Raw genomic sequence first — 19369 nt, forward strand, 5'->3', positions numbered from 1 at the left:
GGGTCAATTCCACCCTCTGCGGAGGAGCGGCGGGACGGGGGTCGGAGGGCCTCTCCCCCGCGCGGCGGAGACGGTTCACCACACGGCAGGACGTGGCACCGGCGCCCGCCGCGGGAGCGTGAGGCCATGACATCGACCGCGCACTCCCTCACGCCGGCGCCCTCCGCCGCGCACCGCCCCACCGTCCTCCGCCGGGTGCTGCGCGTCCTCGCGATCGTCGCCTGCCTCCCGTACATCTCGCTCAAGGTCGTCTGGGTGGCGGGCGGCGAGATCGGCATCCCGGCCGGGAGCGTGCTCCTGGAGCACCGGACGATGCTCGCCGTCGCCAACTCGCTCTCGGTCCTCGCCGACGCCGCCGTGATCGTCCTCGCCCTGCTGCTCACCCAGGCGTGGGGCCTGCGGGTACGGGCCTGGCTGCTCGCCTTCCCCATGTGGGCGGCGACCGGGCTCCTCGCCCCGATCATGGCCGGGTACCCGGCGCAGCTCGCGGTCGCCCTCCTCACCGGTGACGAACGGGCCGCCGCCCCCAGCGAACCCTTCCTGGACGACTGGGTCTTCGCCGTCGTCTACGGCGGCTTCATCCTCCAGGGCCTCTCCCTCGGCACCCTCTTCGTCCTGTACGCGCGGGACCGCTGGGGCCACGTCTGGCACGGCCGGCTCGGCGAGCTCGCCGCCCGTACGTCCGGGCGCGGCGTGCGGGCCACCGCCCTGGCCGGCGCGGTGGTCGCGCTCGTCCCCGCGACCGTCCAGCTGATCTGGCTCTCCGGCTCGACCACGGGCCTCTCCGCCCGGCTGGCCGCCGAACGGGACTCCGACTTCTACGTCCTGGGCGGCGTCCACCTCGTCTTCCTCGCCGCCGCCGTCGTCTTCACCCTCTTCCTCGTCCTGCGGCGGCCCGCGCGGCTGAGGGTGCGGCCCGTCCTCTCCCTTGCCTGGGTCTCCACCGGCACCATGGGGTGCTGGGGCGCGTACATGTCGCTCGTCTGCCTCCTGCCGGAGCCCGATCCCTCGAAGCAGGTCACGGCCCTCGCACAGCTGTCCTACGCTGGCCAGATGATCACCGGGTTCCTGCTGGCCGCGTGCGTGGCCGTGTACCTGCGGCGGCGGAGCGCCGAGGCGTGAGGCGGTGCGCGGCCGCCCTGTTCGGGCAGCGGGCCCGGCTGCGCTGGGTCCATCTGATCCTGGGCGGCGCCCTGTTCATGCCGTACTGGCTGGTCGGCACGGTCGTGGTGGGGGTCTTCCTCGACGCGCCGGGCGTGTTCGGGGGCAGTCTCGCCGTGCAGTTCGGGGCGTACGCGGTCGGGCTGCCGCTCGCCGCGGTCACCGCGCTCTTCCCGCTGGTCCGGCCGATGTCGGTGGCGGCGGTCCGGGCGCTGTGCGGGGTGCCGGCGGAGCGGCTCGCGGACGGCCCGGCCCGCGGCCGGGACGCGAAGGCCCGGACGGCCGGCTGGTTCACGCTGCACGTGGGCGCGGGCGCGCTGATCAGCGGGGCGTCCCTGGCCCTGCCGCCGTTCGCGGTGTCGGTGATGGCGCTGCCCTTCTCGCCGGCCCTGCGGGAGTCGGAGATCGGCCGGCGCTGGGGGCTCGACCAGGACTGGTGGGTCTGGGCGGCGCTCCCGGCGGGCCTGCTGATGCTGCTCGCACTCGCCGCCACCGCCGCCGCGACCGGTGCCCTGCTCGCGGGGCAGGCGCCCCGGCTGCTCGGGCCGAGCCCCGCGGACCGGCTCGCGGCCGCCGAGCGGCGCGCGGCGGAGGCGGAGTCGCGCAACCGGCTCGCCCGCGAGCTGCACGACTCGGTCGGCCACGCCCTGAGCGCGGTCACCCTCCAGGCGGGCGCGGCGCGCCGGGTCCTCGACACGGGTGCCGCGGCCGACCTGGACTTCGTCCGGGAGGCGCTGACCGCGATCGAGGAGACCACCCGGCGCACGGTCGGGGAGCTGGACTGGGTCCTCGGCCTGCTGCGGCGCGGCGAGGAGGTCGAGGAAGGCGTGGGCCCGGGGCTCGACGCCCTGGAGGCCCTCGTGCGGGGCGCCGGACCGCGGGTGGCGCTGACGGTGGGCGGAGACCTCGCCCCCGTATCGGAGGCGCTGTCGCGGGAGGCGTACCGGATCGTCCAGGAAGGGCTGACGAACGCGGCCCGGCACGCGGGCGGCACGCCCGTCACCGTACGGCTCGACGCCCGTACCGAGGAGTTGGAGATCGTCATGGAGAACCCCCTGCCCGAGCGGCCCCCGGTCGCCCGCCCGCACGGCGGGCGCGGCCTGCGCGGGGTCGGCGAACGGGCCAGGCTGCTCGGCGGCACCGCCGAGGCGGGCCCGGCGGACGGCATGTGGCGGCTCGCGGTGAGGATCCCCCGGTGAGCGCGGTGAACGCGGTGAACGCGGTGAGCTCCGTGAGCGCGGCGAGTACGGCGAGTACGGCCGGCGCGGCGATTCGGGTGGTGCTCGCCGACGACGAGCGCATGGTGCGGACGGCCCTGCGGGTCATCCTGGACGCGGAGCCCGACCTGGAGGTCGTCGGCGAGGCCGCCACGGGCGCCGAGGCGGTGTCGGTGGTGCGGGCGGCGCGGCCGGACGTCGTCCTGATGGACGTCCGCATGCCCGAGATCGACGGCATCCGGGCCACCGAGCAGATCCTCGGCGGCATGGCCGAGCCGCCCCGGATCGTGGTCGTGACCACCTTCGAGAACGACTCCTACGTGTACGACGCGCTGCGCGTCGGCGCGGCCGGCTTCCTGCTGAAGCGGGCGGCGGCGGAGGAGCTGGTCGCCGCGGTCCGGCTGGTCGCGCGGAGCGACTCGCTGCTCTACCCGGCGGCGGTACGGGGCCTGGCCGCCGAGCACGCCCGGCGCGCTCCGGCGCCGCCGCCCTGGGTGGCGCGGCTGACGGAGCGGGAGTCGGAGGTACTGCGCCACGTGGCGACGGGCCTCACGAACGCCGAGATCGCCGAGCGGATCGGCGTCGGCCCGGCGACGGTCAAGTCGCACGTGGCGGCGGTCCTGGCGAAACTGGGCGCCCGCGACCGGACACAGGCGGTGATCCTGGCGTACGAGTCGGGGTTCGTACGGACGGGGTGACGGGGTGACGGGGTGACGTTCGGCCTGGGCGCCGGGCCCGCCGGGTCGTCGGGTCCGCCGGGTCCGCCGGGATGAAGGTTCGCTGAGAAACCGGACACATCCGGAACGGCCGCCACCGCCCCGTTCGTCCCTCCTGGTGCGATGAACAAGACGATCAGGCACACGTCGGTCTTCGTCCTGGTCCTGGTGCTCGCCCTCCTGGGGCGGGCCACCTGGGTGCAGGCGTACGAAGGCAAGGCGCTCGCGGACGACTCGAAGAACCGGCGGAAGACCATCGCGCAGTACGCGCAGCCGCTCGGCAACATCGTCGTGGCCGGTTCGCCGGTCACCGGCTCGAAGAAGACGGAGGCAGACGATCTCGCGTACAAGCGCACCTACACGGACGGCGAGCTGTACGCGGCGGTCACCGGCTACAGCTCGCAGGCCTACGGCGCCACGCAGCTGGAGGGCATCTACGGCGACGTCCTCGACGGCACCGACGACCGGCTGAAGAACCCCGTGGACGCCGTCACGCGCAAGCAGCAGGAGCCGGGGACGGTCGTCACCACGATCGACCCGGCCGTGCAGAAGGCCGGCTACGAGGCCCTCGGCGACAAGAAGGGCGCGGCGGTCGCGATCGACCCCGCCACCGGCCGGATCCTGGGCATGGTGTCCACCCCGTCGTACGACCCGTCGAAGATCGCCGGGACGACGGACGGCGCCGACTGGCAGGAGCTGATGGGCGACAAGGACAAGCCGCTGGTCAACCGGGCCCTGCGCCAGCCGCTGCCGCCCGGTTCCACCTTCAAGCTGGTCGTCGCGGCGGCGGCCCTGGAGGACGGTCTGTACGACTCGGTGGACACGGCGACGAGGAGCCCCAACCCGTACACGCTGCCGAACACCCGGAAGGTGCTGAAGAACGAGAACCCCTCCGCGCCCTGCGAGAACGCCACGATCCGCACCGCGCTCCAGTACTCCTGCAACAACGTCTTCGCCAAGATCGCCGCCGACCTGGGGCAGGACAAGGTGAAGGCGACGGCGGAGAAGTTCGGCTTCAACGACGCCGAGCTCGACGTCCCGGTCCGCGCCTACGCGAGCGTCTACCCGTCCGGCATGGACTCCGCGCAGACGGCGCTGACCGGCATCGGACAGTTCGACGTGACCGCCACCCCGCTCCAGATGGCGATGGTCTCGGCCGCGATCGCCAACGACGGCCTCCTGGCGGCCCCGCACATGGTCTCGGAGGTCGTCGACTCCGACGGCGACGCCCTGACCACCTTCGACGACGGGGACAGCGAGCGGATCATGTCCTCCTCGACGGCGGAGCAGCTGCGGAGCGCCATGCGGACGGTCGTGGAGAAGGGCACCGGCACCAACGCGGCGATCGCCGGGGCCGAGGTCGGCGGCAAGACGGGCACGGCGCAGCACGGGGAGAACAACAGCAAGACGCCGTACGCCTGGTTCACGTCCTACGCGAAGGACCCCTCGACCGGGAAGCAGGTCGCCGTCGCGGTGCTGATCGAGGACTCGGGCGCGGCCCGCTCCGAGGTCAGCGGCAACGGCCTGGCGGCCCCGGTGGCGCAGAAGATGATGGCGGCGGCGCTGAAGTGAGGTGACGCGGGGGCCCGGTCCGGACGAAGTGGTCCCGGCCGTCGCCGGTCGGGGGAGAGATCCCGTCGGCCGGGGCCCGATTGGCTCTGGGCCCCCGTCACACGATATGCAGGGGCACGCTCGCGACCGAGCGTGCATTCGAATGACCGACCCTGCTTTCCCTCGCGGAGGACCGCCGTGCGCCTGCCCCGTTCCCTGTCCGGCTGGACCATGGCGGTCTTCGGCGTGCTCGCCGCCGCGCTCGGCGTGGTGGGGCTGGTCACCCCGGACGCCCTGCTCACGGTCATGGGCTTCGAGCCGGTGCCCGACGGCGGGCGGGCGGACGGCGACCACACCCTGGTCTTCCTCACGGCCTCCTCGATGGCCGCGCTCAACATGGGCGTCTACTACGTCCTGGCCGCGCTCGCCGACTGGAAGCCCTTCTTCCGCTGGACGGTCCCCTTCCGGCTCCTCACCTGCGCGGTCTTCACCCTCGCCGTCGTCACCGGCCGCGCCCCGGCCGGCTTCCTCGGCGTGGGCCTGTGGGAGGGGCTCGGGGCCGTGGTGACGGGGGCCGCGCTGCGGTACGAGAAGCGGGGCGGCTCCGTGGCCGCCGCGTAGGGCGGTCCGGCCCTGCCCCATCGCCAGTCCTAGGGCAGGTGACCGATCCGTCAGGGCCTCCTCAGAGGCCAGTCTTCGGCCATGCGTTGGTATCTGACAGGCATCGTCGTGTCCGGATTCGGTACGACGGCCATGTGGCTGGTCTCCGGGATCTGGGTCAAGTCCCTCACGGGTTCGGACAGTCTGGCGGCGCTCGCCGCCTTCGCCCTGTGGGCGCCCGTCCTCCTCGGGCCACTGCTCGGCACGCTCGCCGACCGGGTGCGGCGGCGGCCCCTCCTCGTCGTCCTGAACCTCGCGATGGCGCTGCTGCTGCCCGTGCTCCTGCGGGTGGAGTCGGCGGACCGGGTGTGGCTGCTGTTCGCGGTGCTCGTGCTGTACGGCGCCCAGGGCACCGTCCACGAGGCGGCCGAGCAGGCGCTCGTGGCGACGACCCTCGACGAACGGCGGCTCGGCACCTTCAACGGGCTCCGGATGACCGCGAACGAGTCGATGAAGCTGATCGCCCCGCTCGTGGCGGCGGGGCTCTTCGCCCGCTACGGCGGCGGCCCGGTCGCGCTCCTCGACGCGGCGAGCTTCGCGCTCGCGGCGGTGCTGTTCGCGCTGATGCCGGTCCGGGAGGAGCGCCCCGAGCGGGCCGCGGAGCGGCACTGGTGGCGGGAGACGGCCGAGGGCGTCCGGCTGTTGCGGGCCTCGGCCGTGCTGCGGCCGCTGGTGGCGACGGGCGGGTTCACGATGCTGCTCGCCGGGGTGAACGGGGCGGCGATCTACGCCGTCGTGGACAGCGGGCTCGGGCGCTCCCCCGCGTACGCCGGTGTGCTGTACGCGGTCCAGGGCGTGGGCTCGGTCCTCGCGGGCCTGCTCACGGGCCCGCTGCTGCGCCGGGTCCCGGAGCGGGTGCTCGCCGCCGTCGGCCTCGCGCTGTTCGCGGTGGCGGTGGGGGCGCGGGCCCTGCCGTACGAGGCGACGGCCCTGGCGGCGAGCGCGGTGATCGGCCTGGGGATGCCGTGGGTGCTCGTCGCCACGATGACGGCGGTCCAGCGGGAGGCCCCGGCGGAGGCGCTGGGCCGGGTGGCGGCGACCGCGAACAGCCTGATCTTCGCCCCGAACGCGCTGGCCATCGCGCTCGGCGCCGGCCTGGTCGCCGTCCTCGACGTCCGGGTCCTGCTGCCGGTCCTGGCGGTGGCGGGCACGGCCTGGGCCGCCGGACTGGCGCTCCGGGGCGCCGGGCGGGGCGAGGAGCGGAGCCCGGGCGAGGGCGAGGGCGAGGGCCCGGGCAAGGGCAAGGGCACGACCGGCGGCACGGGCGAGAACCCGGCCGAGGGCCCGGCCGGCGGCACGGGCGGGAACCTGGCCCAGGGCCCGGGCGAGGGCCAGGGCGGCGGCACGCGCGAGAACCCGGCCCAGGGCCAGGCCCAGGGCCAGGCCAAAAGCCCGGGCGGCGGCCCGGGCGAGGGCCAGGCCGAGGGCCAGGGCGGCGGGCTCGCAGTGCGGCGTGGCCAGGGGGCGGGGAGCATGGAGGGAGGCGCGTAGCGCGGCGGGAGGAGGGCAGTGTGACGGCCGGTTCCTTCCCGGAGACGGCGGGACGGGCGGGTGTGCCGTTCGACGGCAAGGGGCTCCTCGACATCCTCGGGGTCGCCGCCGTCGTCATCGACGCACGCGGCCGTATCGTGCTGTGGAGCCCGCAGGCGGAGGCCCTCTTCGGCTATCGCGCGGACGAGGCCCTGGGCCGGTACGTGGCCCGGCTGATCGTCGACGCCGAGCACCGCGAGGAGGCGATGCGCCTCTTCGGCGAGGTGCTGCACGGCGGCACGACCTGGGCGGGCACCTTCCCCGTACGGCACAAGGACGGCAGCACCCTCGCCGTGGAGTTCCGCAACATGCGGCTCACCGACGATCTCGGCGGTCTGTACGCGCTGGGGATCGCCGCCGACCGCGCCGTCGTCGAGCGGGCCGAGACCGGCCTCGCGCTCTCCGACCGGCTCGTCTCGCAGTCGCCGATCGGTCTCGCCGTCCTGGACACCGACCTGCGGTACGTCCTCGTGAACCCGGCTCTGGAGGGGATCAACGGCGTCCCGGCAGCGCTGCACCTCGGCCGCCGGATCAGCGACATGCTGCCGCGGGTCGACGCGGCGGCGCTGGAGGCGGCGCTGCGCACGGTCCTCGCCACGGGCAAGCCGCTCCTCGACTACCCGACGGTGGGGCGAACCCCCGCGGACCCCGAGCACGAGCACGCCTGGTCGGTGTCCTTCTACCGCCTGGACGGGGCCGAGGGCAGGGTCCTGGGGGTCGCGGCCTCGGTGATCGACGTGACCGAGCGGCACGACGCGGACGCGGAGGCCGACCGGTCGCGACGGCGGCTCGCGCTCGTCGCGGACGCCTCGGCGCGGGTCGGCACCACCCTGGAGGTGGACCGGACGGCCGCCGAGCTGGCCGGGGTCGTGGTGCCGGAGCTCGCGGACATCGCGGCCGTCGACGTCCTCGACTCCGTCCTGGCGCTGCGCAGGCCCGGCGCACCCGAGACGGGCCCCGAGCTGTTCCGCGCGCTCGCGGTGAAGGCCTCGGGCCCGACGGAGGCGCTGCCGGCCGCGGACCCGCCCGGGGCGGTGGCGATGTACGGGGCGGACCGGCTCGTCACCCGCTGCGTCCACACCGGCCTTCCGGTCCTGGTCGAGCACGTCGGCCCCGGTGACCTGCCCCGGATCGCCCGGAGCCCCGAAGCGGCGGAGCAGCTCCGCCGGGCCGGGGTCCACTCGTACCTGGCGGTCCCGCTGATCGCGCGCGGGGAGGTACTCGGCGCGCTCGACCTCAAGCGGGACCGCAATCCGCTGCCCTTCGACGGCGACGACGTGCTGCTCGCGACGGAGCTCGCGGCCCGGGCGGCGGTCAGCATCGACAACGCCCGCTGGTACCAGAGCGTGCGGAACTCGGCGGTGACGCTCCAGCGCAGTCTGCTGCCGGGCACGCCCCCGGAGCGGGCGGGGCTGGAGATCGCCGCCCGTTACCAGCCGGCGCAGGCGTCGAGCGAGGTCGGCGGCGACTGGTACGACGTGATCGCCCTCCCCGACGACAAGACGGCGCTCGTCGTCGGGGACGTGATGGGCAGCGGCATCGACGCGGCGGCGACGATGGGGCGGCTGCGCACGGCCACCTGCGCGTTCGCGGACCTCGACCTGTCGCCGGCGCAGGTACTGCGGCACCTGGACCGGATCACGGCGGGCCTTGAGCACTACATCGCGACCTGCCTCTTCGCCGTGCACGATCCGCGCCTGGGCCGGTGCCGCATCGCGAACGCGGGCCATCTGCCGCCCGTACGGATCCCGGCGGAGGGCCCGGCCGAGCTGGTGCGGCTCTCGACCGGGGTGCCGCTGGGGGTGGGCGGCGGCACATTCCGGACGGCCCGGGTCCCCTTCCGCCCCGGGGACGTGCTCGTGCTCTACACGGACGGTCTCGTCGAGACCCGCGACGAGGCGATCGACGACCGGCTCGCGGTGCTCGTGGGACTGCTCGACAAGGCGCGCGGCCCCCTGGAGGAGACCTGCGACCTGCTGCTCACGGCGCTGCGGCGGCCGGGCGCGCAGGACGACGTGGCGCTGCTCATCGCCCGGAGCACGGGATGAACGCCCGCGCGGGCCGGGACGGCCGGGACGGCAGGTCGGGCCGGGAAGGCAAGTCGGGCCGGGACGGCGGCACGGGCCGGGACGGCAAGTCGGGCCGGGACGGCGGGACGGGGCTGCGGAGCGTCGCCGGCCAGGTGTTCGCCCTGGAGGCGCTCATCGCCCTGCTGGTGATCGTGGCGGCGGTGTTCATCACGTTCCAGCAGGCCCGGCAGGACACCGAGCAGGACGCCCGGATCCGGTCCCTCTCCGTCGCGGAGTCCGTCGCGCTCTCCCCGGGCATCGCCGAGGCGCTGGTCTCGCCCGATCCGACGGCGGCGCTCCAGAAGAGGGCGGAGCAGATCCGGCTGGCCACGAAGATCGACTTCGTCGCGGTCCTGAGCCCTGACGGGGTGCGGTACACCGACTCGGACCCCTCCCTGATCGGCTCCAAGGCGACCGGGGACCTCTCGCGCGCGGCGGTGGACGGCAACTCCTTCACCGAGGTCTTCCGGGGCGCGCCGAACGACGCGGTACGGGCCGTGGTCCCGGTGGTGGACGACAAGGGCCGGATCGTGGGCCTGGTCAGCAGCGGCATCGAGGTGGAGAACATCGCGCAGTCCGTGGAGGGCCGGCTCCTGGTGCTCGCGGCCGCGGGGACGGGCGCGCTGGTCCTCGCCGTGGGCGGGGCGGCCCTGGTGAGCCGGCGGCTGCGGCGGCAGACGCACGGCCTCGGCCCCGCCGAGATGACCCGGATGAAGGAGCACCACGAGGCGGTCCTGCACGCCGTCCGCGAAGGGGTCCTGATCGTGGGTCCCGACCACCGTCTGACGCTCGCCAACGACGAGGCGCGCCGGCTGCTCGATCTGCCGGCGGACGCGGAGCGGCGGCACGTCTCGGAGCTCGGCCTCGATCCCCGTACGGTCGAACTCCTCACGTCGGGGCGGGCCGCCACGGACGAGGTGCACCGGGCGGGCGACCGGCTGCTCGCGGTGAGCGTGCGCCCCACGCTCCCCGGCGACGCCGAGTCGGGCAGCGTCATGACGATGCGGGACACCACCGAGCTGGCCGCGGTGACCGGCCGGGCGGCGGTGGCCCGCGGCCGGCTCCAGCTGCTGTACGAGGCGGGGGTGCGGATCGGGACGACGCTGGAGGTCGTACGGACGGCGGAGGAGCTGGCGGAGGTGGCGGTGCCGCGGTTCGCGGACTTCACGACGGTGGAGCTCCTCGAACCGGTGCTGCGCGGGGAGGAGCCCCCGAACGACGAGGCCTTGACCACGGAGATGCGGCGGACGGCGCTGAGCGGGCTGCGGCCGGACCAGCCGCTCCAGCCGGTCGGGGACACCGTGCGCTTCGACGTGCCCAGCACGCCGATGGCGACGGCGCTGGCCGCGGGGCACGCGGTGGCGCAGGCGGAGCTGGCCTCGGCGGAGGGCTGGCGGGCGCAGGACCCGGAGGGGGCGGCGCAGGCGCTCGCGTACGGGATGCACTCGCTGCTCACGGTGCCGCTGCTCGCCCGTGGGGTGGTCCTCGGGATGGCCAACTTCTGGCGCGCGGACACCCCGGAGCCGTTCGGGGAGGAGGACCTGTCGTTCGCGGAGGAGCTGGCGGCGCGGGCGGCGGTGGCGATCGACAACGCGCGCCGGTTCACGCGGGAGCACGCGATGGCGGTGACGCTCCAGCGGAGCCTGCTGCCGAGGGTGCTGCCGGAGCAGAGCGCGGTGGACGTGGCGTACCGCTACCTCCCGGCGAAGGAAGGGGTGGGCGGCGACTGGTTCGACGTGATCCCGCTGCCGGGTGCGCGGGTGGCGCTGGTGGTGGGGGACGTGGTGGGGCACGGGCTGCACGCGGCGGCCACGATGGGGCGGCTGCGGACGGCCGTGCACAACTTCTCGACGCTCGACGTGCCGCCCGACGAGCTCCTCGGCCACCTCGACGAGCTGACGGCCCGGATCGACCTCCGCGAGCTGGAGGGCCCGGACGTCGAGGAGCGGCGGCGGGACGAGGGCATCACGGGCGCGACCTGCCTGTACGCGATCTACGACCCTGCTTCCGGGCGGTGCGCGGTGGCGAGCGCGGGACACCCGGGGCCGGCGCTCGTGGCACCGGACGGGCGGGTCGAGTTCCCGGAGCTGTCGCCGGGGCTGCCGCTCGGGCTCGGTCTGGGCGACGCGCCGTTCGAGACGACGGAGCTGTGGCTGCCGGAGGGCAGCAAGCTGGTGCTCTTCACGGACGGGCTCCTGGAGGACCGGGGGCGGGACCTGGACACGGGCCTCGCGCTGCTGCGGTCCACGCTCGCGCGCCAGGACCGGACCCCGGAGCAGACCTGCGCGGACGTCCTGGCGACGCTGCTCTCGCCGTCGCCGCGCGACGACATCGCGCTGCTCGTGGCGCGGACCCGGGTGCTCGACCGCGAGCGGATCGCGGAGTGGGAGGTGGCGCGGGACCCGTCGGCGGTCTCGCCCGTGCGGAACGCGGCGGCGGCGAAGCTGGCGGAGTGGGGGCTCGACGGGCTCGCGTTCACGGCGGAGCTGATCCTCAGCGAGCTGATCACGAACGCGGTGCGGTACGGCGCCGATCCCGTCCGGGTGCGCCTGCTCCACGACCGCACGCTGATCTGCGAGGTCTCGGACGCCAGCAGCACGTCCCCGCACCTGCGGCACGCGACGACGACCGACGAGGGCGGGCGCGGTCTCTACCTGGTGGCGCAGTACGCGGAGCGCTGGGGCACGCGGTACGGCCGGCGCGGCAAGACGATCTGGGCCGAGCTGCGGGTGGACGGCCTGGACGCGGAGCCGAGGGCGGCGGCGGTGGAACCGGATCTGGACGCGCTGGAGGACCTGGCCTGGTGAGGGCGGGGGCCCCGGGAGCAGCCCACGCTGTGGTATACCAACCTTGGTATACCAGTCCGCCGCGCACATCGCCTCCGAGGAGACTCCGTGACCCCGCCGCCCCTCCGTACCGCGACCGTGTTCCACGACGTACGGCCCTTCAGGGGCCCGGCCCGCGAGCTGATCGCCGTGGACGGCCTGCTCGTGGACGAGGTCCCGCCGGGCGCCGCCGTCGAGCGGGTCGACGGGGGCGGGCGGCTGGCCCTGCCGACCCTGGTCGACGCGCACATCCACCCCGACAAGACGTCCTGGGGCGAGCCCTGGCACAGCAGGCGCCCGGCCCACGGCATCGCCGAGTACGTCGCCGGGGACGTGGAGCTCGCCCGCGCGCTCCCCGCCCCGGTGGCCGAGCGGGCGCTGCGCCTGATGTCCCACGCGGCGGCCCGGGGCACCCGGGCGATGCGCGCCCACGCGGACGTCGCCCCGGCCTACGGTCTCTCCGGGATCGAGGGGGTCGCCGAGGCGGCCCGGAGGCTGGCCGGGATCGTCGACGTGGAACTGGTCGCCTTCCCGCAGCACGGCGTGGTCCGTACCCCGGGGGTGGCCGAGCTGCTCGCGGAGGCCGCCGCGAGCGGTCTCGTCAGCCACATCGGCGGCATCGACCCGGCCGGCTTCGACGCGGAGGGGGACGGGGAGGGCGACCAGCTCGGCACGGTCTTCGCGCTCGCCGAGCGGCACGGCCTCGGGCTCGACATCCACCTCCACGACCGGGGCGAGCAGGGCCTCGCCCCGCTGCGGGACATCGCCGCCCGCACCCGCGCCCTCGGCCTCCAGGGCCGGGTGAGCGTCGCGCACGCCTTCGCGGTCGCCGGCCTGACCGCGAAGGAGCTGGACGAGACGGCGGACCTGCTCGCCGGGGCCGGGATCTCCCTCACCACGGTCGCCCTGTCGGTGACGACGATCCTGCCGTTCCGGCGGCTCGCCGAGCGCGGGGTACGGGTCGGGCTCGGCTCGGACGGGGTCCGGGACAGCTGGAGCCCGTTCGGCAACGCGGACATGCTGCACCGGGCCTGGCTCGCCGCCTGGGCCCTGGACGCGCGGCTCGACGAGGAACTGGAGGCCTGCTTCCGGCTCGCGGCCGACGGGGGCGCGGAGCTCCTCGGCCTCCCGAAGGCCGACCTGCGCGCGGGCTCCCCCGCCGACTTCATGCTCGTCGACGGGGAGTGCCTCCCGCAGGTGGTGGTCGACCAGCCCGGGCGCGACCTGGTGGTCCGCGCGGGCCGGGTGGTGGCGAGGGACGGGCGCCTGGTCTGAGGTCCGGGGCGCTCCTCCGGTCTGAGGTCCGGGCGCTCCTCCGGTCTGCGCGGGACGGGCGCCCGGTCCGAGGTCCGGGGCGCTCCTCCGGTCTGCGAGGATCGGACACCCACCCCCCGCCTGCCCCGCGTTCTCCGGACTGGAGCCCTCCCCATGACGAGCCCCCGCCCCGCCGCCCCACCCGCCGGGGACACCCCCCGGTCCCTGCGGGAGCGGGTCTACGAGGAGCTGCGCGAGCGGATCGTCGAGGCGGAGCTCCCGGCGGGGACGCGGCTCGTGGAGCGGGAGATCGCCGAGGAGCTGCGGGTCTCCCGGGTGCCGGTGCGGGAGGCGATGCAGCGCCTCGAATCGGAGGGCTTCCTCTCGGTGCGGCCGCGCCGGGGCTCGGTGGTGACGGAGTTCGGCCCGGAGGACGCGGAACACCTCTTCGACGTACGGGAGAACCTGGAGGGCCTGGCCGCCCGCCTCGCCGCGCGGCAGGCGGGCCCCGAGGAGCTCCTCGCCCTGGAGGAGCTCCTCGCGCGGGCGCGGGCGGCGGCGGAGTCCGGCCGTCTCCGCGAGGCCGTCTCGCTCAACGCCGACTTCCACCGGGCCGTCGTCGGACTCTCCGGCAATCCGCTCCTGGTGGAGCTGATGGCCCCGCTCGACTCCCGCCTGCGCCGCCTCTTCCGGCTCACCTCCGCCGAGTCGGACGGCGAACCGATGTGCGGCGCCCACGAACGGCTCTACGCGGCGATCCGCGACCGCGACGAGGCCGCCGCGGAATCCCTGGCCCGCGCCCACGTCGCGGCCACCCGCGCCTCGGCCCTGCGCCTGCTGAAGGACCGGCGGGACACCCCCTAGGGGGTGTCTTGCCGATCAAGCCGGGCTCGCGACGCCTGGCACCGCGCCCTGATCCGGCCTGACCGACAAGACACCCCCTAGCCCAGCTTCCGCAGGGCCGTGCGGACCGCCTCCAGGTCGGCGTCCGAGGCCAGTCCCGCGTGGTAGAGCCGTAGTTCGGTGGCGCCCGCGTCGCGGGCCCGTTCGGCGTCGTGGGTGAGCTGTCCCGGGGCGCCGCCCATGCCGCTGACGACGGACAGGTTGGCGGCGAGGACCGTGTCGGGGCGGGCGTGGGCGGCGAAGGCGGCGACCTTCGGGGGCCGGGCGACCACCCCGTCCGCGAGGGCCAGGACGTGGGCCGGGTCCGTGCCGGCGTCGGCGCCGCAGCGGTACGGGTCCGGGTCGGCGTGCAGCAGGACGCGGAAGCCCGGCGGGGCGGCGGCCCGTACGGCGGCCACGGCGGCCTCCTGGAAGGAGCGGGCGGTGCCGGCGCGCCAGGCCAGGGCGGGGGCCTCCAGGTCGCCGAGTCCGCGCGCCGGGCCGGAGCCGGACCAGACGGGTGCGAGGGCGTGGCGGACGGCGGCGGCCAGGGCGTCGGGGTCGGCGCCCCCGTTCCCGTACCCCTCGCGGCAGGAGGGGCAGAAGCAGAGGGACATCAGGAACTGCTCGCGCTCGCCGAGCGGGACTCCGGAGGTCTTGTCGTGGGCGTGCAGATGGGCGAGGCCGTACCAGCCGCAGGACTCCAGTTCGGTGCCGGCCGCGCCCGGGCGGACGGCGGCCTCGGCCGCCAGGTCGACGAGCAGGGCGCGGACGTCGGGGCGGGCGACGCAGGGCGCCCAGGGGTAGCGGTCGCCGTAGGCGTTGACGACGGAGGTCTCGGGGTGTTCGGCGCCGAGCCGGGAGTTGTGGGCGAGGACGACCCAGCTGTGGACGTCGAGGCCGGTGCCGGCGAGGGCCTCTGCGGCCCGGCCGTAGGAGTCGCCGGGGGCCCACTCCCCCGCCGGGTACGGGCGGAGCGCGCGGCCGGCCCAGCGGCCGGGGTCCGGCGGGTAGAGCACGGCGGCGTGCTCGGCGGTGACGATCCGGTGGGCCGGGTGGCGGGGGCTGAGCGCCCTGGTGGAGTGGTAGGCGGCGGCGAGGGTGACCTGCGCGAGGCCCAGCTCGGCGAGGAGTCCGGGCGCGGCGGGGTCGCCGTCGACGTCCCAGGGGTAGAGGAAGGCTCCCGCCCGCAGGCGCGTCCCCTCGGTGCTCACGCTCCGGCCTCCTTGAGGAGGGCGCGGCCGCGCTCGACGAGCCGGTCGAGTTCCGCGAGGTGTTCGGGGGCGGGTTCGCTCAGCGGCGGCCGTACTTCTCCGACGTCCAGGCCTCCCCTCCGTACGGCCGCCTTGACGAGCGAGACGGCGTACCCCCGGCCCTGGTCGCGGAGTTCGACGAGCGGCCGGTAGAAGCCGTCGACGAGCAGGTCCACGGTAGCGTCGTCGCCGGTGGCGAGGGCGCGGTGGAAGGCGAGGGCGAGGTCGGGGGCGAAGCAGAAGACGGCGGAGGAGTAGAGGGTGACGCCGATGCCCCGGTAGGCGGCGCAGGTGAGTTCGGCGGTCGGCAGGCCGTTGAAGTAGAGCAGGTCGAGGCCCTCGGCGCGGACGGCGCTGACGATGCGCTGCATGAGGCCGAGGTCGCCGAGGCCGTCCTTGAGGCCGATGACGCCGTCGGTGCGGGCGAGGGCGACGGCGGTCTCGGGGGTGAGGATCGCGTTGTCCCGCTGGTAGACGATCACGTCGAGCGAGGTGGCGGCGGCGAGTTCGGTGTAGTGCCGGAGCAGACCCGCCTGGTCGGCCACGACGAGGTACGGGGGCATGGCGAGGAGCCCGTCGGCGCCGGCCTCCTCGGCGAGCCGCGCGTACTGGATCGCGAGCGCGGTGCCGTAGCCGGTTCCCGCGACGACGGGGACGCGGCCGGCGGTCTCCTCGACGGCGGCGGCGACGCAGACCCGGAACTCCTCCGGGGTGAGGGCGTGGAACTCGCCCGTGCCGCAGCAGGCGAACACGGCCGCGGCGCCCGCGTCGACGCCGGCGCGGACGTGGGCGCGGAAGGCGTCGAGGTCGAGGGAGCCGTCCGGCCCGAAGGCGGTGACGGGGAAGAACAGCAGGCCGTCGAGCCGGCCGGCGAGCGGGGCAGTGGTCACGGGCGCTCCCAGGGAAGTCCGTCGTGCACAGTTCTGACTGTCATCCATATGCTTGAACACCAACGTTCCGCACGCTAGAACAGCGTCGAAGCGCCGGTCAAGGCGAAAGCACGCCCTATCGCACCCTCTTGACGCCCCGTCGGCCCGCTCCCTAGCGTGTCCACGGTTGTGAACGGCACTCAGCTCCACGGGACCCGACTCCACGACATCCGGCCCCTGGCACTCGACGGAGGAGAACCACTCCATGTCCGCACCCCGCACCGTCCTCCTCACCGGCGCCGCCGGCGGCGTCGGCACGCTGATGCGGGAGCTGCTGCCCCCGTACGGCTACGAGCTCCGCCTCCTGGACGTCGCCCCCGTGCGGGGCGAGCCGGACGCGATCGTCGCCGACCTCGCGGACCGCGCGGCGCTGCGCGAGGCGGTCCGGGGCGTCGACGCGATCGTGCACCTGGCGGGGATCTCCCTGGAGGCCGACTTCGAGAAGATCATGGCCGCCAACATCGCCGGGACGTACCACCTCTACGAGGCCGCCCGCGAGGAGGGCGTCCGGCGCGTCGTCCTCGCCTCCAGCAACCACGCCGTCGGCTTCACCCCGCGCCCGCGCGACGGCGAACCGCTCGTCCCGGTCGGCACCCCGCACCGCCCCGACACCTTCTACGGCCTCTCCAAGTGCTTCGGCGAGGACCTGGCCCAGCTCTACTGGGACCTGCACGGCATCGAGACGGTCTCCGTACGCATCGGCTCCTGCTTCCCCGAGCCCACCTCGGTGCGGATGCTCTCGATGTGGCTCAGCCCCGCGGACTGCGCCCGCCTCCTGCACGCCTCGCTCACCGCCGCGCCCGTGGGCCACACCGTGGTGTACGGCTCCTCCGCCAACACCCGCCTGTGGTGGGACCTCTCCACGGCCCGGGCGCTCGGCTTCGACCCGCAGGACGACTCGGAGGCCTACGCGGAGAAACTGATCGCCGAGCAGGGCCTCCCCGAGGAGGGCAGCGCCGACGACCTCTACCTGGGCGGCCACTTCTGCGTGAACCCGCCCCGCTGGCCGCACTGATCCGGTAGACCTGAACCGCCGGACCCGGGGTCGCCCCGGAACGGAACGGATCGGAACGGAAGGAGGGCCGCCGTGCCCGGACCCCGCCCCCTCGCCCTGGTGACCGGAGTCGGCCGGACCGTCGGCATCGGCGCGGGCATCGCCCACCGCCTCGCGGAGTCCGGCTGGGACCTCGCCCTCACCTACTGGACCCCCTACGACCTGCGCATGCCCTGGGGCGTCGAAGCGAAGGCCGTGGAGGCGATCACCGGGGACCTCGCCGACCGGGGCGCGACGGCCCTCGCCGTCGAGGCCGACCTCGCCGACCCCGAGGCCCCCGCGCGCGTCTTCGACGCCGCCGAGGAGGGACTCGGGCGCCCGGTCACCGCCCTGGTCATGTGCCACTGCGAGTCCGTCGACTCCGGACTGCTCGACACGACGGTGGAGAGCTTCGACCGCCACTTCGCCGTCAACGCCCGCGCCTCGTGGCTGCTGATCCGGGAGTACGGCCGGCGCTTCGCCGGCCCCCACGGCGCCGGCCGGATCGTCGCCCTGACCAGCGACCACACCGCGGGGAACCTTCCCTACGGGGCCAGCAAGGGCGCCCTGGACCGCATCACCCTGGCCGCCGCTCGCGAGCTCGCCCACCTCGGGGTCACCGCCAACGTCGTCAACCCGGGCCCGGTGGACACCGGCTGGATGACGGAGGGACTGCGGGAGGAGATGGTCCGGCAGACACCGCTCGGGCGCCTCGGCACCCCGCGGGACACCGCGCACCTGGTGGACTTCCTCTGCTCGCCCGAGGGGCAGTGGATCAACGGCCAGCTGCTGATGAGCAACGGCGGTCTGGCCTGAGCAGGGGGTACGCAGGACCCGGCCGGACTTAATACGGGGGAGCCGGCCGGGGCCCGGGTCACGGCGCGCGCTGGCAGACCGGACATGTCCACGTTAAGTGCCGACGAAGATCATCGCGAGCCGCGGAACGCGGCCTCTGTCCGGATTGCGCGGCCCGCTCGGCCGATCCGCCCCTCAGCCGGACGCGCGCAGGGTACGGGACGGGGACTCGCCGTACTTCTCCCGGTAGCGAGCGGCGAACCGGCCCTGGTGGGCGAAGCCCCAGCGCCAGGCCACCTCGCTCACCGTCACCTCGTCCGGCGCGGCCGCCCGCAGCTCCTCGCGGACCCGGTCGAGGCGGACCTCCCGTACGTACGCCATCGGTGACATCCCCACGTACTCCCGGAACGACTCCTGGAGGCGGCGCACGCTCACCCGGGCCAGGGCGGCGAGCTCGGTGGTCGTGAACGGGTGCTCGGGGCGCTCCCGCACCGCGTCCATCGCGCGCTTGACCGGGGCCGGGCGGCGCGTCTCCCCCGGGTGGGCGAGCGCCTCGCGCCAGGGGTGCTCGGCGGCCAGGAGCAGCCCGTTCAGCAGTGCCTCCTGGAGCGGGCGCGCGACCAGCTCGTGCCGGGCGAGCCCCTCCCCCGCGAGGGCCTCGAAGGCGACCTGGCGGGCGAAGCGGACCCAGCTCAGGCCGGGGCCGCGCGTGATGTCCAGGCGGGGCGCGAAGGTGAGCGGGCCGGTCGCCGGGCGGCCGAGCAGCCGTTCCAGGCGGTCGCGCAGCTCCGCCGCGCCGATCTTCACCGAGAGGGTCCGGCAGTCCCCGCTCCAGCGGTCGAGGAAGGTGTCCCCTGCCGGGTCGAGCAGCAGCGCCTCCGTGGCCGTCGCGACGACCGGCGGGCGGCTGCCCTGGCGCATCTCCATCGTCCCGCTGAGCGGCGCGTTCAGGTGGTACGCGCCGAGCTCCCCGAAGCTCATCCGCACGTCGGCCCCGCAGCTCAGGTCGCCGATGACCAGCGGCCCGAGCGAGACGGTGTCGAACCGCGCCGCGAAGGGCCGCCGCTCCCGGTCGACGACGTCCATCCGGTTCGCGTAGTAGCGCGCGTCGAGCTCCTCGCGCGCCTCGTCGACGTCCCCCGTGCGGAACGAACTCCCACCCACTGCACCCATGGGCCGAAAGAGTATGCAAAAGAATATTCGTATGACGGATCGGACCGGGAACGGCAGGATGCCCGCCATGCCGAGACCCCAGGGATTCACCTACGAGCGCCGCCGCGACGGCTCCGTCGTCCTCACCCACCACGGGCGTGCCGCGGGCGTGCTGCGCGGCGGGCGGGCCGAGAAGTTCCTCGCGGAGGTGGAGTCGGGGGACGCCCAGCTGGTCATGGCCCGGTGGACGGGCGCGTACCGCTTCGGCAACGAACGGCAGGCCAGGAGCCATCCGCGTAACCAGGGTGGCCGAACCGGGCGAGGGTAAGGGAACGGCAAAGC

At 75.0% G+C, this 19369-nt stretch carries 16 protein-coding genes; 13 read left to right on the forward strand and 3 right to left on the reverse strand.

Annotated features, from left to right (window positions below; genetic code table 11):
* The first annotated feature begins 126 nt into the window (after positions 1-126).
* The 10 genes from ACFC0G_RS00450 (at position 127) to ACFC0G_RS00495 (ending at position 13847) form a co-directional block, all read left to right on the forward strand.
* Entirely contained in the window at positions 127-1122 is a 996-nt protein-coding gene (locus tag ACFC0G_RS00450; RefSeq protein ID WP_376394855.1) for a hypothetical protein, read from the forward strand.
* Complete coding sequence (locus ACFC0G_RS00455; RefSeq protein WP_376394858.1) at positions 1119-2360, forward strand: sensor histidine kinase; 1242 nt, start codon at positions 1119-1121, stop codon at positions 2358-2360. Before ACFC0G_RS00450 ends, ACFC0G_RS00455 begins: the two co-directional genes overlap by 4 nt.
* Before the next feature lie 71 nt (positions 2361-2431).
* Positions 2432-3076 carry a response regulator gene (locus ACFC0G_RS00460; protein WP_376396101.1) on the forward strand — a complete coding sequence of 215 codons (645 nt, stop codon included), beginning with the start codon at positions 2432-2434 and terminating at the stop codon, positions 3074-3076.
* 141 nt (positions 3077-3217) lie between these two features.
* Positions 3218-4666 (forward strand): peptidoglycan D,D-transpeptidase FtsI family protein, encoded by a 1449-nt coding sequence (locus ACFC0G_RS00465; protein ID WP_376394862.1) that lies wholly within the window; start codon positions 3218-3220, stop codon positions 4664-4666.
* A 210-nt stretch (positions 4667-4876) separates the two neighbouring features.
* On the forward strand, positions 4877-5266 hold the full coding sequence (locus tag ACFC0G_RS00470) for a hypothetical protein (RefSeq protein WP_376396103.1): 390 nt from the start codon (positions 4877-4879) through the stop codon (positions 5264-5266).
* 81 nt (positions 5267-5347) lie between these two features.
* The gene (locus ACFC0G_RS00475) at positions 5348-6796 is read left to right on the forward strand and encodes an MFS transporter (RefSeq protein WP_376394865.1); all 1449 of its coding nucleotides are present in this window, start codon (positions 5348-5350) and stop codon (positions 6794-6796) included.
* A 20-nt stretch (positions 6797-6816) separates the two neighbouring features.
* Positions 6817-8883 (forward strand): SpoIIE family protein phosphatase, encoded by a 2067-nt coding sequence (locus ACFC0G_RS00480; RefSeq protein WP_376394868.1) that lies wholly within the window; start codon positions 6817-6819, stop codon positions 8881-8883.
* Complete coding sequence (locus ACFC0G_RS00485; protein WP_376394871.1) at positions 8880-11711, forward strand: SpoIIE family protein phosphatase; 2832 nt, start codon at positions 8880-8882, stop codon at positions 11709-11711. The genes ACFC0G_RS00480 and ACFC0G_RS00485 overlap by 4 nt, the downstream gene beginning before the upstream one ends.
* Before the next feature lie 87 nt (positions 11712-11798).
* Positions 11799-13004 carry an amidohydrolase gene (locus ACFC0G_RS00490; RefSeq protein ID WP_376394874.1) on the forward strand — a complete coding sequence of 402 codons (1206 nt, stop codon included), beginning with the start codon at positions 11799-11801 and terminating at the stop codon, positions 13002-13004.
* A 153-nt stretch (positions 13005-13157) separates the two neighbouring features.
* Positions 13158-13847 carry a GntR family transcriptional regulator gene (locus tag ACFC0G_RS00495; RefSeq protein WP_376394877.1) on the forward strand — a complete coding sequence of 230 codons (690 nt, stop codon included), beginning with the start codon at positions 13158-13160 and terminating at the stop codon, positions 13845-13847.
* Between the two features lie 77 nt (positions 13848-13924).
* On the opposite strand, the gene ACFC0G_RS00500 is transcribed toward ACFC0G_RS00495, so the two are convergent.
* Together ACFC0G_RS00500 and ACFC0G_RS00505 are read right to left on the reverse strand one after the other, a co-directional pair.
* Positions 13925-15058, reverse strand: coding sequence for a hypothetical protein (locus tag ACFC0G_RS00500; RefSeq protein WP_376396106.1), 1134 nt, complete (start codon positions 15056-15058; stop codon positions 13925-13927).
* A 17-nt stretch (positions 15059-15075) separates the two neighbouring features.
* Complete coding sequence (locus ACFC0G_RS00505) at positions 15076-16008, reverse strand: 5-dehydro-4-deoxyglucarate dehydratase (RefSeq protein WP_376394880.1); 933 nt, start codon at positions 16006-16008, stop codon at positions 15076-15078.
* Between the two features lie 244 nt (positions 16009-16252).
* Here ACFC0G_RS00505 and ACFC0G_RS00510 point away from each other — a divergent pair, with 244 nt between their 5' ends.
* Entirely contained in the window at positions 16253-17062 is an 810-nt protein-coding gene (locus ACFC0G_RS00510) for an NAD-dependent epimerase/dehydratase family protein (protein WP_376394883.1), read from the forward strand.
* A gap of 72 nt (positions 17063-17134) precedes the next feature.
* Positions 17135-17896, forward strand: a complete 762-nt coding sequence (locus ACFC0G_RS00515) for an SDR family oxidoreductase (protein WP_376394886.1) — start codon at positions 17135-17137, stop codon at positions 17894-17896.
* A gap of 174 nt (positions 17897-18070) precedes the next feature.
* Here the strand turns inward: ACFC0G_RS00515 and ACFC0G_RS00520 are convergent, their stop codons facing one another.
* Entirely contained in the window at positions 18071-19048 is a 978-nt protein-coding gene (locus tag ACFC0G_RS00520) for an AraC family transcriptional regulator (RefSeq protein WP_376394889.1), read from the reverse strand.
* Positions 19049-19115: 67 nt separating this feature from the next.
* Between ACFC0G_RS00520 and ACFC0G_RS00525 the strand changes: the two genes are divergently transcribed.
* Complete coding sequence (locus tag ACFC0G_RS00525; protein ID WP_376394892.1) at positions 19116-19355, forward strand: hypothetical protein; 240 nt, start codon at positions 19116-19118, stop codon at positions 19353-19355.
* Positions 19356-19369 lie beyond the last annotated feature (14 nt).

The organism is Streptomyces sp. NPDC056169 (assembly GCF_042268445.1).
GTDB lineage: Bacteria > Actinomycetota > Actinomycetes > Streptomycetales > Streptomycetaceae > Streptomyces.